Origin of the sequence: Pseudonocardia sp. (genome assembly GCF_029263155.1) — a bacterium.
Lineage (GTDB): Bacteria > Actinomycetota > Actinomycetes > Mycobacteriales > Pseudonocardiaceae > Pseudonocardia.
In genome coordinates, this window is the sequence record NZ_JAJCYB010000076.1 from 80,367 (window position 1) to 94,405 (window position 14,039).

The 14,039-nt window shown below is 73.3% G+C and carries 17 protein-coding genes and 1 tRNA gene; 11 read left to right on the forward strand and 7 right to left on the reverse strand.

What is annotated here, in order from left to right:
* The first annotated feature begins 28 nt into the window (after nucleotides 1-28).
* From Q1K26_RS16435 to Q1K26_RS16445, 3 genes are all read left to right on the forward strand, one after another.
* Nucleotides 29-1,447: an ATP-binding protein gene (locus Q1K26_RS16435; protein ID WP_300013136.1), complete on the forward strand. Its 1,419-nt coding sequence runs from the start codon at nucleotides 29-31 to the stop codon at nucleotides 1,445-1,447.
* The gene (locus tag Q1K26_RS16440; RefSeq protein WP_300013139.1) at nucleotides 1,444-1,839 is read left to right on the forward strand and encodes a hypothetical protein; all 396 of its coding nucleotides are present in this window, start codon (nucleotides 1,444-1,446) and stop codon (nucleotides 1,837-1,839) included. Before Q1K26_RS16435 ends, Q1K26_RS16440 begins: the two co-directional genes overlap by 4 nt.
* Nucleotides 1,840-1,922: 83 nt before the next feature.
* Nucleotides 1,923-2,273 (forward strand): hypothetical protein, encoded by a 351-nt coding sequence (locus Q1K26_RS16445; RefSeq protein WP_300013142.1) that lies wholly within the window; start codon nucleotides 1,923-1,925, stop codon nucleotides 2,271-2,273.
* A 176-nt stretch (nucleotides 2,274-2,449) separates the two neighbouring features.
* Here the strand turns inward: Q1K26_RS16445 and galK are convergent, their stop codons facing one another.
* The 4 genes from galK to Q1K26_RS16465 all read right to left on the reverse strand — a co-directional run bounded on the left by galK (nucleotide 2,450) and on the right by Q1K26_RS16465 (nucleotide 5,674).
* Complete coding sequence (galK, locus tag Q1K26_RS16450) at nucleotides 2,450-3,541, reverse strand: galactokinase (protein ID WP_300013145.1); 1,092 nt, start codon at nucleotides 3,539-3,541, stop codon at nucleotides 2,450-2,452.
* Entirely contained in the window at nucleotides 3,538-4,638 is a 1,101-nt protein-coding gene (gene galT / locus Q1K26_RS16455) for a galactose-1-phosphate uridylyltransferase (RefSeq protein ID WP_300013147.1), read from the reverse strand. The genes galK and galT overlap by 4 nt, the downstream gene beginning before the upstream one ends.
* Before the next feature lie 101 nt (nucleotides 4,639-4,739).
* The gene (locus Q1K26_RS16460; RefSeq protein WP_300013150.1) at nucleotides 4,740-5,435 is read right to left on the reverse strand and encodes an AAA family ATPase; all 696 of its coding nucleotides are present in this window, start codon (nucleotides 5,433-5,435) and stop codon (nucleotides 4,740-4,742) included.
* 47 nt (nucleotides 5,436-5,482) lie between these two features.
* The gene (locus Q1K26_RS16465) at nucleotides 5,483-5,674 is read right to left on the reverse strand and encodes a hypothetical protein (protein WP_300013153.1); all 192 of its coding nucleotides are present in this window, start codon (nucleotides 5,672-5,674) and stop codon (nucleotides 5,483-5,485) included.
* Between the two features lie 136 nt (nucleotides 5,675-5,810).
* Here Q1K26_RS16465 and Q1K26_RS16470 point away from each other — a divergent pair.
* A tRNA-Asn gene (locus tag Q1K26_RS16470) sits at nucleotides 5,811-5,882 on the forward strand.
* A gap of 426 nt (nucleotides 5,883-6,308) precedes the next feature.
* Here Q1K26_RS16470 and Q1K26_RS16475 read toward each other — a convergent pair.
* Together Q1K26_RS16475 and Q1K26_RS16480 are read right to left on the reverse strand one after the other, a co-directional pair.
* Nucleotides 6,309-6,641 (reverse strand): helix-turn-helix domain-containing protein, encoded by a 333-nt coding sequence (locus Q1K26_RS16475; RefSeq protein WP_300013156.1) that lies wholly within the window; start codon nucleotides 6,639-6,641, stop codon nucleotides 6,309-6,311.
* A complete protein-coding gene (locus Q1K26_RS16480; RefSeq protein ID WP_363320484.1) occupies nucleotides 6,638-7,003 on the reverse strand; it encodes a type II toxin-antitoxin system RelE/ParE family toxin in 366 nt (121 codons plus the stop codon). The genes Q1K26_RS16475 and Q1K26_RS16480 overlap by 4 nt, the downstream gene beginning before the upstream one ends.
* A gap of 60 nt (nucleotides 7,004-7,063) precedes the next feature.
* Here Q1K26_RS16480 and Q1K26_RS16485 point away from each other — a divergent pair, with 60 nt between their 5' ends.
* The 6 genes from Q1K26_RS16485 to Q1K26_RS16510 all read left to right on the forward strand — a co-directional run bounded on the left by Q1K26_RS16485 (nucleotide 7,064) and on the right by Q1K26_RS16510 (nucleotide 11,756).
* Nucleotides 7,064-7,363 carry a hypothetical protein gene (locus Q1K26_RS16485; RefSeq protein ID WP_300013283.1) on the forward strand — a complete coding sequence of 100 codons (300 nt, stop codon included), beginning with the start codon at nucleotides 7,064-7,066 and terminating at the stop codon, nucleotides 7,361-7,363.
* A gap of 50 nt (nucleotides 7,364-7,413) precedes the next feature.
* Nucleotides 7,414-7,920 carry a hypothetical protein gene (locus Q1K26_RS16490; protein WP_300013162.1) on the forward strand — a complete coding sequence of 169 codons (507 nt, stop codon included), beginning with the start codon at nucleotides 7,414-7,416 and terminating at the stop codon, nucleotides 7,918-7,920.
* Between the two features lie 70 nt (nucleotides 7,921-7,990).
* Nucleotides 7,991-8,389, forward strand: a complete 399-nt coding sequence (locus tag Q1K26_RS16495; protein ID WP_300013165.1) for a hypothetical protein — start codon at nucleotides 7,991-7,993, stop codon at nucleotides 8,387-8,389.
* Between the two features lie 51 nt (nucleotides 8,390-8,440).
* Nucleotides 8,441-9,412: an NAD(P)-dependent alcohol dehydrogenase gene (locus Q1K26_RS16500; RefSeq protein ID WP_300013168.1), complete on the forward strand. Its 972-nt coding sequence runs from the start codon at nucleotides 8,441-8,443 to the stop codon at nucleotides 9,410-9,412.
* 133 nt (nucleotides 9,413-9,545) lie between these two features.
* Nucleotides 9,546-10,451, forward strand: coding sequence for an oxygenase MpaB family protein (locus Q1K26_RS16505; protein ID WP_300013171.1), 906 nt, complete (start codon nucleotides 9,546-9,548; stop codon nucleotides 10,449-10,451).
* 255 nt (nucleotides 10,452-10,706) lie between these two features.
* Nucleotides 10,707-11,756, forward strand: a complete 1,050-nt coding sequence (locus tag Q1K26_RS16510) for an Atu2307/SP_0267 family LLM class monooxygenase (RefSeq protein WP_300013174.1) — start codon at nucleotides 10,707-10,709, stop codon at nucleotides 11,754-11,756.
* Between the two features lie 18 nt (nucleotides 11,757-11,774).
* Here the strand turns inward: Q1K26_RS16510 and Q1K26_RS16515 are convergent, their stop codons facing one another.
* The gene (locus Q1K26_RS16515) at nucleotides 11,775-13,364 is read right to left on the reverse strand and encodes a thiamine pyrophosphate-binding protein (protein WP_300013177.1); all 1,590 of its coding nucleotides are present in this window, start codon (nucleotides 13,362-13,364) and stop codon (nucleotides 11,775-11,777) included.
* Nucleotides 13,365-13,512: 148 nt separating this feature from the next.
* On the opposite strand from Q1K26_RS16515, the gene Q1K26_RS16520 reads away from it, so the two are divergent.
* Complete coding sequence (locus tag Q1K26_RS16520; protein WP_300013180.1) at nucleotides 13,513-14,034, forward strand: pyridoxamine 5'-phosphate oxidase family protein; 522 nt, start codon at nucleotides 13,513-13,515, stop codon at nucleotides 14,032-14,034.
* The last annotated feature ends 5 nt before the right edge of the window (nucleotides 14,035-14,039 follow it).

Sequence of the window (14,039 nt, forward strand, 5' to 3'; positions counted from 1 at the left end):
GACCCGCGGACAGGCCTACTCTCGAACTGTGGCCATCTCATCCGGTGTCGCGCTGCGCGAGCTGTTCCTGTTCGAGAAGCTGACCGACGCCCAGCTCGCCTGGGTGGCCGAGCACGCCGAGGAGGCCGAGTTCGCCGCGGGCTCCGACATCGTCGTCGAGGGCGACCCGTCCGGCTGCTTCCACGTGCTCCTCTCGGGCACGGTCGCGATGAGCCGGCTCATCGGCGGCGACCCCGTGGAGACCACCCGCACCGACCATCGCGGCGTCTACTTCGGCGCGGTGCAGTTCTACCTCGACGACGAGAGCGCCCGGACCTACCCGGCCTCGGTGCGGGCGATCACCGACTGCTGCGTGCTGGCGCTGCCGGCCGCCGAGTTCGCCCAGGAGTTCCAGCGCTGGTTCCCGATGGCCGTGCACCTGCTGGAGGGCATGATCCTGGGGCTGCGCAAGGGCAGCCAGATCACCGCCGAGCGGGAGCGGCTGCTCGCACTCGGCAAGCTCTCGGCCGGGCTCACCCACGAGCTGAACAACCCCGCCGCCGCGGCCGGGCGGGCCGCGGACGCGCTGCGCGACAAGGTCACCGGCATGCGGCACAAGCTCGCGATGATCGCCGACGGGCGGATCGCCGGTCCGACCCTGCAGAAGCTGGTGATGGCGCAGGAGGAGTTCGTCAAGAAGGTGCGCCACGCCCCGCAGCTGTCGCCGATGGAGACCTCCGACCGGGAGGACGAGCTGTCGGACTGGCTCGACGACGCCGGCATCGGCGGCGGCTGGGACCTTGCGCCGGTGTTCGTGGCGGGCGGGTTGGAGGTGTCGGACCTGGAGGCGGTGCGGACGGCCTCCGACGAGGGTGTGTTCGAGGGCGCGATCCGGTGGCTGGCCTACACCGTGGAGACCGAGAGCCTGTTGCGCGAGATCACCGACGCCACCGCCCGGATCTCCGACCTGGTCGGCGCGGCCAAGCAGTACTCGCAGATGGACCGGGCCCCCTACCGCTGGATCGACGTCCACGAGGGTCTCGACGCCACGCTGGTGATGTTCGGCCGCAAGCTGGGGCCCGACAGCGGCATCACGATCGTCAAGGACTACGACCGGTCGCTGCCGCAGATCCCGGCCTACGCCGCCGAGCTCAACCAGGTCTGGACCAACATCGTCGACAACGCCGTCGACGCGATGGCGGGCCGCGGCACGCTGACCGTCCGTACCGCCCGCGACGAGGACCGGGTGCTCGTCGAGATCGCCGACACCGGACCCGGCATCCCGCCCGAGGTCCGGAAGAAGATCTTCGACCCGTTCTTCACGACCAAGGGCGTCGGCAAGGGCACCGGGCTCGGGCTCGACGTCAGCTACCGGGTGGTCGTCGGGCGCCACCACGGCGACATCGCGGTGCTCGCCGATCCCACCCGGTTCCAGGTGCGGCTGCCCACCACGGAGGTCACCTCGTGATCGGGATGCCGATGGCGTCGGCGCAGGCGCACGTGGACCCCGACGGCCCGGCCGCAGTGCACCTCGGACGCCACACGGTCACCGTCGACCACGCCGATGCCGGGCCCACGCCGCTGGAGCTGATGACCGGCGCGCTGGCCTCCTGCAGCGCGCTGGCGGCGCGCTCCCATCTGGCCCGGGACGGCGACCGGGGCGAGATCGACGTCGTCGTCACGCTCGACGCCGGGCCGCCCACGCTGCTCTACCGTCGGGTGCTGCTGCCCTTCCGCCTCGGGACCCGTGACGCCCACCGGCTGGTCGACGCGCTGGAGCGCACCGAGCTGACGATGATGCTGCGCCCGGCGTTCCAGATCCGCACCCAGGTCGAGCACGCCGGGGAGCTGCTCACCTGAACCGGCGGCCGGGCCGGCTCCGTCTCGGGGCGCGTAGGCGGAAACGGCGTGCACGGGTGGGTGCGTCCACCTACCGTTCGGCCGTGATCGAGGCCGGGACCCGGCGCCGGAACCTGCCCGCGCCGCCGCACGTCGTCGGGGAGTCGCTGGGCGAGCCCGACCGCGACCCGGCCCGCCCGTGGCTGTTCCTGCTCGACGGCGAGGAGCGCCCGGTGGTCCTGGAACGTACGGCGCAGCGGGTCGTGTGGTCGTCGCTGTGGCCGCGCCGGCCCGAGGCGTTGATCGTGTTCGACCTGGACGCCGGGGGCGGCGGCACCGACCTGCGGTGGACGCTGCTGGTCGACGAGCTGCCCGACGCCTCCCTGTTGGGCCACTACCGCAGGCGGATCAACGTCCTGATCAACGCGAACCTGCGGTACTCCTACGGTCAGTGAGCCGCGTTGTCCGAGGCCCCTCCGTCCGGCGCCCCCGGCCGGGCAGCGCGATCCGGTCGGCGGCCCGCAGCAGGGTCCACCCACGGGTCGCGGCCGTGCTCGATCACGCGCCCCCGTGGGGAGCGACCTGCTGCACGCGTGGCGGGCGCCGGCGCAGAGGCGTCGCGCCGGCACGGTCATCCCACCCGGGAGGCGCCCGCCGACGGTCTCGCCTGCCGGATCGCCGGGGCTCGGTAGCCGCTGGCGGCGAACGCGTTGCCCACCGCGCGGGTCACGTCGTCGACGCGGCTGCGCGGCACCAGCGCGATGGCCGAACCGCCGAAGCCGCCGCCGGTCATCCGCGCCCCGAACGCGCCCGACAGGCGTGCCATCTCGCACGCCAGGTCCAGTTCCCGGCACGACACCTCGTAGTCGCGCCGCAACGACTCGTGCGAGGCGTCGAGCAGCGGCCCGATCGAGGCGAGCTCGCCCGCGTCCAGGGCCGCGACCACCTGGCGCACCCGCGCGATCTCGGTGACGACGTGGCGGGCGCGCCGCCGGAGCCCGTCGTCGAGCCCGTCGAGGTCGGAGACCGTCGCCTCGCGCAGGCTGGCCAGACCGAGTGCCGTCGCCGCCTTCTCGACCGCCGCCCGTCGCGCGCCGTACTGCCCGTCGGCGAGGCGGTGGCGCACCCGGGTGTCGATCACGAGCACGGCGAGGCCGTCGCCGGTGGGGGAGAGGGGGACCTGGCGGGTCGCGCCGTCGCGGGTGTCGAGCAGGAGCGCGTGGTCCGCGGTGGCGAGCATGGCGACCGCCTGGTCCATGCCGCCGGTCCTGGCCCCGACCACCTCGTTCTCCGCGCGCACGCAGGCCGCCGCCAGCTCGGTCCGGGAGAGCCCGAGGCCGGACAGCTCGTCGGCGGCCAGCGCCACCGCGCACTCCAGCGCGGCCGACGACGACAGCCCGGCCCCGAGCGGCACGGTGTCGGTGACCAGCAGCTCCATGCCGCGGACCGGGTGCCCGGCCACGCGCAGCGCCCACAGGACGCCGGCCGCGTACCCGGCCCATCCGGGTGGTGAGCCGGGGCCGACGTCGTCGAGCGCGATGTCGACGGTGCCCGGTTCGGCCCTGCTCCGTGCCCGCACCCGGGGTTCGTCCAGCAGCGACGCCTCCACCACCGTCCGCTGTGCCAGCGCGAACGGCAGGCACAGCCCCCCGGCGTAGTCGACGTGCTCACCGATGAGGTTGACCCGCCCCGGCGCCGCCCACCTCGCTGCACCGGTCGTCATGGCCCGACCTCCCGCAGCCGCGCCGCGATCCGCTCCGGGGCCGCGTCGTTGACCCAGGCCCCCATCGCGGACTCCGAGCCCGCGAGGTACTTGAGCCTCCCCGGTGCGCGGCGCAGCGAGAACAGCTGCAGGTGCAGGCGGGTGAGGTCGCGCCCGGTGCGCACCGGCGCCTGGTGCCACCCTGCGACATAGGGCGGGTCCTCCCCACCCGGGCCGTGGAAGCTCTCCATCCGCCCCAGCAGGTCCCGGTACACCACGGCGAGCTCGTCGCGCTCCTCGCCGGTGAGCCCGGTGAAGTCGGGCACCGCGCGGTGCGGCACGAGGTGCGCCTCGACCGGCCAGCGGGCCGCCGCGGGCACGTAGGCCGTCCAGCGCGCGGCGTCGATCACGACCCGGGACGCGGCCCGGCGCTCGGCGTCGAGGACGTCGGCGAACAGGTCGCGGCCGGTGCGGCGGCGGTGGTCGGCGGCGCGGTCGAGCAGCTGCGTCGTACGCGGGGTGACGAACGGGTAGGCGTAGATCTGCCCGTGCGGGTGCTGCAGCGTCACGCCGATCTCGGTGCCACGGTTCTCGAACGGGAAGACCTGCTCGACCCCGGGCAGCGCCGACAGCGCGGCGGTCCGGTCGGCCCACGCGTCGATCACCGTGCGCACCCGGCCCACCGGCAGCGACGAGAACGCGGCGTCGTGGTCGGAGGTGAAGCACACGACCTCGCAGCGGCCGGTGGCCGGGCGCTGTGGCCACAACGGGTCGCCGTCGACCTCGGATGCCACGTCGAGCACAGTGGGCGCGAACGACGGGAACCGGTTGTCGAACACCACGACGTCGTAGTCCTCGGCGGGGATCTCCGACGGCGCGCTGCCGCGCCCGGCCGGGCACAGCGGGCACTCGTCGGCCGGCGGCAGGTGCGTGCGCGACATGCGGTGCGCGGCGATCGCCACCCACTCCCCGGTGAGCACGTCCAGGCGCATCACCGATGCGTGCTCGACCGGGGGCAGCTCGCGCGGGTCCGGCGGCGGCACCCGGCCGGGCCCGGACTCGTCGAAGTAGTGCAGGGCCCGCCCGTCGGCCATGCGGGCGTCGGTGCGGTGGGTCATGACGCCAGCTGGCGTTGCCGGGCGAGCGGGCACCGCGTCATGATGCCCGGTGGCGGGACACGGATCACCGTAGAGGGACACACCCTCGATGATCCGGCCCGTCATCCGTCGAGCACGTCCCGGACCGCGCGGCCGGGATCGGCGAGGAACCGGCGGGTCGTGTGGACGGGGAGCGCGTCGTCGTAGGCGACGGGGACGAGCGCGCCGTCGCCGTCGATCTGCAGGATCCGGGCGCCCGGCACCGCGAGCAGGATCGGCGAGTGCGTGGCGATCACGAACTGCGACCCCTGCCGGGCCAGCTCGTGGACGCGGGTGAGCGCGGCCAGGCAGCCGCGGGTCGACAGCGCCGCCTCCGGCTCGTCGAGCAGGTAGAGCCCGCCTCCGCGGAAGCGGTGGGTGAGCAGGTCGAGGAAGGACTCCCCGTGGGAGCGCTCGTGCGGCGAGACGCCGCCGTAGGCCGGCAGCAGCGGTGGTCCGCCGGCGCGGTCGAGCCGCTCGATCTCGGTGGCCACGTTGTAGTATGACTCCGCCCGCAGGAAGAACGACGACCGCTCCCGCCCGGGCGCCCGCCCGATCCGCAGCGCCCGCCCCAGTGCCGACTCGCTGCGCCGCGTCGCGAACGTGAACGACCGCGACCCGCCCTCGGCGTTGAACCCGGCCGCCACCGCGATGCCCTCGACCAGCGTCGACTTCCCCGACCCGTTCTCCCCGACCAGGAACGTCACCCCCGGCCCGAGCGTCAACCAGGCTCGGCGCAACCCGTCGACGACGGGCAGGTCGAACGGGTACCCGTCCACGGCCGCACCCTCGTCGAGAGCCACGTAGCGCAGGAACCGCCCGGGGTTCAGCGCTGCGACCCGGCGTGCCGCCCCGTCAGCCTCTGCTCGACCCGTGCCCGCACGACCCCCGCGGCCCCCTGGACCGCCGGGTGGTCGGACACCCGCTGGCAGGTGCGGACCAGCTGCTCGTACCGCCCGTGCCCGGCCCGCGCCCCCAGCACGTAGCCCACCGCCGCCCCCACCAGGAACCCCAGCATGACGCCTCCCCGCGCTCGCAGTACCGCCCGCCCGTCGCATCCTGCCGCAGCGTCGGGCCGTGGGGGCAGGTGAACCCGGCGGAGGCGGTGCGATAAGGTTTCCGGGGTCGGCGGCGCAGAGCCCCGACTGCGGCGGTCCTCCGTAGCTCAACGGCAGAGCACTCGACTGTTAATCGAGTGGTTGCTGGTTCGAATCCAGCCGGAGGAGCAACATCCCTGGTCAGGGACCTGCGAAGATCACTCTGCCCGGTCGAGCGTTCGCATCGCGAATAGCAGCAGCGGGATCGTGCGGTGCCCCGGAGTCGGACTTCGTCCGCCGGACCCGCAGCGGGCCACATCCCGGGATAGCTGGGCGAAGCGGAGCAGGCGCTCGCCTGGGCGGCTGATCAAGGGCACGAGTTCGTATGGCAGCTCCGCAGGGCGGTGGCCGAGCTGACGGCCGGATCATCACCGAGCCGGTGCGGGACGAGGCACTCGCGACGCTGCGCGCGGAGATGGACCGGGAGACGAGCAGGTGACCGAGCTGGCGAGGTCGCCCTTCAGTGCAGCGCAGGCAACCATCAACTCAGAGTTTGTCATTCGCCAGGAGGGCTCCAGGAGCATCCGCCGCGAGGTCGGCCCCGTCCACCCGCGTTCAGGCGATATCGAGCCGCATCGTGCCCACCCGGGCCACCACGTCAACCTGGCCGCCGAGCCCGGTGATGTAGGTGCGGAGGGTGTCGAGGCTGACGCCGTCGCCGTTCTCGATCTGACTGATCCGAGCCTGCGTCAGCCCCGTTGCCTCGGCCAGCTGAGCCTGCGTCATGTCCACGCTCCGCCTGATCTCGGCGAGGCGTTCGCCGTTGACCCGCGCCAGCAGCTCCTCGCGGATGCGGCCTCGCGTCGCCACCCGAGCGGGTGAGTCCCAGTCGGGATCGATCTGCCGTGCCTTGGCCTTGACATCTCGCCACGACGACATCTCGCTCATCGTTCTCCTCCCAGCATCTTCAGATGGAGCATGTACCGCTCGTCAGCGAGCGGCACGGCCTCGCGGTACCACGTGCTCCACGACCCCGCCTTGTCCCCGCCGACCAGGAACATCGCTTCCCGTCGAGGATCGAAGGCGAACAGCAGCCGGATCTCCGTGGAGCCCGACGACCCCGGCCTGAGCTCCTTCATGTTGTGGTCCGTGCTGCCCTCGACCCGGTCGACCAGCGGGCGACCGAGACCTGGCCCGCGTTCGGCGAGCAGATCGATCGCCTCCGCGATGCGAGCTGCGGTGGCCGGATCGTCGCGGCAGAGGCCGAGGAACCAGCTCTCGACCTCGGGGTGGAGCAGGACCTCCCACACGCCACCGAGCATAAGTCTTCCTAATATCCCTGTCACGGGAGTGGTTCGGAGGCGCAGCGGGTGACGGAAGGAGAACGCCTGCTGAGCGGGCGCTACCGGATCGACGCGCTGCTCGGCCGCGGCGGGATGAGCGAGGTCCACCACGGCTACGACGAGCGACTCGACCGTCCGGTCGCGATCAAGATGCTCCGCCAGCCCATCGGCGACGTCACCGGTGAAGGTCCCGAGGCGCTGGAACTGCTGGACGCACAACAGCGTGACCGGGCCCGCTTCCTGCGGGAGATCCGCACCGCCCCCGTCGCACCGGTTCGTCGTCGACTACGCCCACCACGCGGGGCACGCCTACGCCGAGAGCGGTGAGCCGGCGCGGGCGATGTCCCACCTGCGCCGCGGCAGAACGGAGGAGACCGGTGGGCTGGGACGACGCGCACGAGGTGTGGACGATGGAGGTCGTCCCGGCCGCCGCCGACCAGGCTCGGCGGGCCGTGGTGGTCTCGCGGGTCCGCGGCCTGCTGCTGGGGCTCGTACTCGGTGATGTGCTGGCGACCGAGCCGGGTTCGGGGACCGCCGGCACCGTGCGTTCGACGGTGACGACCCAGCTCGCGTGCTTCACCGTCGAAGGTCTGATCCGTACCTGGGTCCGGGTCGATCACCAGGGAATCGGTCCGTCGACCCCGAACGTCGTGTGGAACGCCTACCGGCGCTGGGCGACGATCCAGGGGATCGACCTCGGCCCGTACGGACACGAGCTCGACGGGTGGCTGCACGAGGTGCCCGCACTGACCCAGCGACGCGGGAACGCGCCCGCGATTGTGGCGGCGCTGAAGGCGGGCCAGGGCTCTACCCCCGCTCCCGCGCCGGCGACATCACGCGCTGACCAGGCTCCTGCCTGCCGCGGCCGTCCCGTGGCTGGATGATCGACAGGTTCGTGAACTCGCCTCGGCGGCACACGGCAGCGGGACGGCGATCGACGCCGCCGTCCTCGGCGTGGCATTGGTGCGCACGGCGTTGACGGCCTCGTCGATGCGTGAGGTGGCCGAGCGGGCCGGCCGCTCGCCGCTGCTCGACGGGGTCCTCGATCCCACCGTCCCACTGGCCGATCTCGGCCGTGGTCACAGTGCGCGGTCGGCGCTGCGCGGCGGTGTCGTGGTCGCGACGCGGTGCGCGGACGGGTCGCCCGCTGCTGTCCGAGCGGCGCTCCGCGAGGCACGAGGAGCGCGGGTGCCGGCTGCCGTCGGGCCGCTGGCGGGTGCGCTGCTCGGCGCCGTGCACGGCGTGAAGGCCTTGCCGATCGACATCATCGGCCGTCTGGTGATGTCGCGGCGCAGCGTGCCCGTCCTTCGCCACCACAGGATCTCCGCGGCGTGGGCGACGTCGACGCGGTAGCCGACGTCCCGAGGCATCGGGGCTCGCTAGTCTCACCGTATGGAGGCGGCGGTGAGTGCGAGCTACGGGCCTCCCGAGATCGTGCGGATCGCCGAGGTCCCCACTCCCCGACCCGGTGACGGCGAGCTGCTCGTCCGGGTGCACGCGACGACGGTCAACCGCACCGACTGCGGCTACCGGGCGCCGCACCCGTCGTGGGCTCGGGTGTTCTTCGGGCTGCGACGCCCGAAGGCGACGATCCTGGGCACGGAGTTCGCCGGTGAGGTGGTGGAGGTCGGTCCGGGAGTGGCCCGCTTCGAGGTGGGGGACCGGCTGTTCGGCTATGTCGAGGGCACGTTCGGTGCGCACGCCGAGTACCTGACGGTCGCCGAGGACGGCTCGGTCGCGACGATCCCCGACGAGCTGAGCCACGTGCAGGCTGCCCCGGCGACCGAGGGTGCCCACTACGCGCTGATGATGCTGCGCGCGGCGCAGGTGGCGCCGGGCAGCGACGTCCTGGTGTACGGCGCGACCGGGGCGATCGGCTCCGCGGCCGTGCAGCTGGCCAAGCACCTGGGTGCGACGGTGACCGCCGTCTGCGCGACCGACCACGTGGGCATGGTGGAGGGGCTCGGCGCGGACCGGGTGATCGACTACACCGCCGGTGACTTCACACGGCACGGCCGGACCTACGACGCGGTGATCGACGCCGTGGGCAAGGCGACCTTCGCGCAGTGCCGTCCCCTGCTGCGCGCTCGGGGGATCTACGTGTCGTCCGATCTCGGGCCGTACGGGCAGAACGTCGCGCTGTCGCTGATCACGCCATGGCTGCCAGGCCGGACGGTGAGGTTCCCGATCCCGCGCCACGACCAGGAGATGATCGCGTCGTTCCGCGAGCTGCTGGCGACCGGGGCGTTCCGTCCCGTGATCGACCGGACGTACCCGTTCGCGCAGATCGTCGAGGCGTACCGCCACGCCGAGAGCGGACGGAAGGTCGGCAACCTCGTCCTGACCGTGGTGGCGCCCGACGCTGATCGGACCTGAGGTGGTCGCCGTCGCCCGGCCAGGGCCCGTCGCCCGCTGCGTCGACCCGCTGCGTCGACCCTGTGCGAGCACGAGGCCCGGGCCGTGCGGTGGTGCGGTCGCCGGCCGGCCGCGCTGCCCGCATGATGGACCCGTGCTGGTCGACGATCTCCGCTCCCGTCTGGGCGCGATGCTGTTCGCGCGGGTGGCGGGCGCCGAGGGCGCGGCGCGACGTGCGCGCATCCACGACGCCCCCGGCCCGCGGTGGTTCGCCCCCGATCGGCCCATCCGGACCGTCCACGGGGACGCGTCGATGTTCGTGGGCGGGCTGCGGGCGCTGTTGCTGCAGTCGCTGCACCCGCTCGCGATGGCGGGGGTCGCGGGTCATTCGGGATACCGCGGCGACCCGTGGGGACGGCTGCAGCGCACCAGCTACTTCCTGGCCGTGACCACCTTCGGGGCCGCCACCGACGCGGCCGACACCGTCGCGCACATCCGGGCGGTGCACGAGCGGGTCCGGGGTCGGGCCCCGGACGGGCGGTCCTACTCGGCGTCCGATCCGCACCTGCTGCGCTGGGTGCACCTGGCGGAGATCGACAGCTTCCTGCGGGCGCACCGTCGCTACGGCGCGGTAGCGCTCGACGATGCCGCCTGCGACGGCTACGTCGGTGACGCCGCAGTGGTGGCTCGCGAGGTCGGCGTGCCCGAGCCGCCGGTGACCGTCGCGGAGCTGGCGGCCCAGCTCGACGCGTACCGTCCCGAGCTGCAGGGCACGCCGGAGGCGCGCTCCACGGCCCGGTTCCTGCTCCTGCACCCGCCGCTGCCGCTCGCGGCCCGCGCTCCCTACGCGCTGCTCGCCTCGGCCGCTGTCGGCATGATGCCGCGCTGGACCCGCCGCCCGCTGGGACTGCCGGACCTGCCGCTGCTCGACGCCACCGGGGTCCGGCTCGCCGGACACGCCGTCACCGGAGCCATCCGCTGGGCGATGTCCCCCGCGCCTCCCACTCCCTCACCTGCCACCCCCGCGTCCGACGGCGCGGGGCGGCGGTCCGGTTCCTGACCGCCGCCCGGCCCGTCGGCGGGCTCCTGGGGCCCCGACAGCACGAGGACTCTGTCCGTGCGAGATGCCGCGCCGGCCCGAGCGGATCGACGGGAAGTGGGCCGCCTACGGTCCGGGCAACCACATCGCGGCCGCTCGGGCTGCCATCCTCATGTGCGCACCTGCCCGTCGCGAGTACCTGCGCGACCTCCCGGCCGCGGCCGTAGTTCCGTAGATCACCCGCCCCGCCGCGGCGGGACCGGGGACAGTGGAGGCATGCACATCGGTATCGACAGCTTCGTCTCCGCCGTGACCGACCCGGACACCGGTGCGGTGGTCAGCCCGGAGGACCGGGTGGCGCACCTGTTGGAGGAGGTGACCCGCGCCGACGAGGTCGGACTCGATTCCTTCGGCATCGGTGAGCACCACCGGAGCGAGTACTACGACTCCGCGCCCACGGTGCTGCTGGCCGCCGCGGCGGCCCGCACCAGGCGGATCCGGCTCAACAGTGCGGTCACCGTGCTCAGCGCCGACGACCCGGTGCGGGTGTTCCAGGACTTCGCCACACTCGACCTCGTCTCCCGCGGCCGGATGGACATGGTGGTGGGACGCGGGTCGTTCACCGAGGCGTTCCCGCTGTTCGGACTGTCGCTGCGCGACTACGACTCGCTGTTCGCCGAGAAGCTCGACCTGCTGCTGCGCATCCGCGAGTCCCCGACCGTGACGTGGTCGGGCCGGCACCGCGCGCCGCTGACCGGGCAGGGTGTGTACCCGCGGCCGCTGCAGGAGCAGTTGCCGATCTGGTTGGGCGTCGGGGGCACCCCGGAGTCCTTCGTCCGCGCCGGGATGCTCGGGCTGCCGCTGATGGTGGCGATCATCGGGGGACAGCCGCACCGCTTCCGTCCGCTGGTCGACGCCTACCGGGAGGCCGGGCACCGTGCCGGGCACCCCGCCGAGCAGCTGAAGGTGGGGCTGCACGTGTTCGGCTTCGTCGGGGACACCACGCAGCAGGCCGCGGACGACTTCTACCCGGGCTGGTCGGAGATCTTCACCAAGATCGCGAAGGAGCGCGGCGGAGCCGCGCCGACCCGACAGGCCTACGAGGCCACCTGCGGCCCCACCGGCGCCTACTTCATCGGTGACGCCGACACGGTGACCGCGAAGATGCTGACGGTGTCCGAGTCGCTGGGCGGGGTCGACCGGATCTCGCTGCAGATGACCAACGTCCGGCTGGCGCATGAGAACCTGCTGCACGGCATCGAACTCCTCGGCACCGAGGTGGCGCCGGCGGTGCGGCGGCAGGCCATGGTGGCCGCCGGCGGGTGAGGCCGGTCCAGCACGGACTCAGCCCCGGATCGTGTCGATCACGTGCCGATACGAGCCGGGGTCGATCCGGGCGTCGACGAGCAGCGGTCCCCGACGGGCCGGCGCCAGTGCCTCGCGCAGTTCGTCGACACTCCTGGCGACGACGCCGGGCACGCCCATCGCGGCGGCCGCCACGGAGAAGTCCGTCGCCGTGTACGTGACGGCCGGGCCGCCGCCCTGGGCGTCGCCCTGCTTGAGCGCGATCAGGGTGAGCGCCGCGTCGTTGAACACGACGACGGTGACGTCCAGGTCCAGCCGGGCGATCGTCTCGATCTCGGCCATCGCCATGCCGAGCCCCCCGTCCCCGGTCAGGCAGGCGACCCGGCGTCCCGGACGGGCCAGCGCGGCCCCGATCGCCGCGGGCAGGGCGAAGCCCATGGTGGCCAGGCCGTTGGAGATCAGCACGGGGTCGGGCCCGTCCGTGGCCCATGCCGGCATCGTCACGAGCATGTGCGCACCGGCGTCGACGGTGAGCAGGACGTCGCCGAGCGCCGCCCGGGCTGTCCGCACCACGTCGAGCGGGGAGAGGGTGCCGTCCGTGGCCGGGGCGTGCTCGCCGAGCCGGTCGACGACGGCGTCGTGGGCGCGCCGACCCGCACCGGGCGGCCAGTCCGGCGCGGCGTTCTCCAGCAGGGCGGGCAGCAGCGCGGCGTAGGGCCCGGCGAGCAGCAACGGCTCGCCGAAGTAGGCGGTCTCGACCGGGTGGGAGTGCACGAGGACGACCGCCGCGTCGGTGCACCACGGCCCGGGCATCGCCTCGACGGCGTCCAGCCCGATCCCGACGACCAGGTCCGCGACCGCGAGCAGCGGCCGTTCGGCGGCGGCACCGGTGAAGAGCCCGGCGAAGGTCGACCACGACTCCGGAACCACGCCCTTCGCCGCGTAGGTGACCATGACCGGGCAGTCGAGACCGGCCAGCGCCGCCCGGACGGTGGCCCCGTCGGCGAGCGCGTCGACCCCGACGACGGCCACCGGGCGCCGTGCCGAGGCCACCAGCGTGCGCGCGCTCGCCAGGCCCTGGGGATCGGCGGTCGCCGGACCTGCGGGTACGGGGGGCGGATCGCCGTCCGCGGTCGGGTCGAACGCCAGGTGCACGGCGCCGGGCGGGGACTGCTGGGCCAGCCGGGCGGCCGCCGCGGAGGCGGTCGCCGGTTCGTGGTGGCCCAGCGTGCCGCTCCACTTCGTCAGGGGTGTCGCCGCGGCGATCTGGTCCAGCCGCTGGTGAGCGGTGCGGTCCGCCGTGGACGCCGCGACGGTGTCGCTGATCAGCAGCAGCGGGGCACGGTCGAGGGTCGCGTGGGCGAGGCCGTTGGCCGCGCTGGTCAGGCCGGGCCCGCGGGTCACGACCGCGGCGCCGGGCGTTCCGGTCAACCGGCCGTACGTCGACGCGGCGATGCAGGCGGCCGTCTCGCCGTGGGTGAGGACGAAGTCGATCCCGCGCTCCTGCGCCGCCCCGATCACGTCGAGGTTGGGCCCCCCGCCCGGGACCCCGAAGAGCCGGCGGACGCCGGCGGTGGCCAGTCCTTCGGCGAGCGCGTGGGCCAGCCCTCGGGATGTGGTCGGATCCACGCATTCCCCCAGGTGTCGACACTTGCATCGATGATGCCCCGGTCGTGGCCCAGAATGCTCTGTTCACAGCCTGGACACGCCGGTCTCCTCACCCTAGCTTCGATCGGAGTGTCAGCAGTAGTCGCATGTCGATCAGAGGGAGCCAACGATGGCGATCACAGTGGCCAAGTTCCGGGACGTCTCCGAGGGGACCCAGCCGGGCCAGTTCGAGGTCGGTGAGCGTGACTCGGTCTCGAGCCTCGGCGACCTCGACCCGATCTACAAGCAGCTGATCGACGAGCCGGTCACCGCGGTCGTGTCGGTCACCGGGAGCACCGGCCGGTCGAACCTCACACCCGTCTGGTTCGACTACGAGGGCGACACCGTGCTGCTCAACCTGGCCACGCACCGCAAGAAGGTCGACTGGCTGCGCACGGCGCCGCAGGCCACGTTCCTGCTGATGAACCCGGCCAACGCCTACCACTGGATCAGCATCAAGGCCACGGTCACCCGGGAGGTGTCCGAGGACGACCCGGAGGAGGGCCCGCGCGTCACGGCCCAGCTCGACCGGATCTGGACCAAGTACACCGGCGACCCCGGCGCCTACGCCCTGCGTGACCCGGGCCGTGAGGAGCGCCGTGTGCTCTTCGAGCTCGCGGTCGACTCGATCGCCACCTTCGGCCGTCCCTGAGCGGC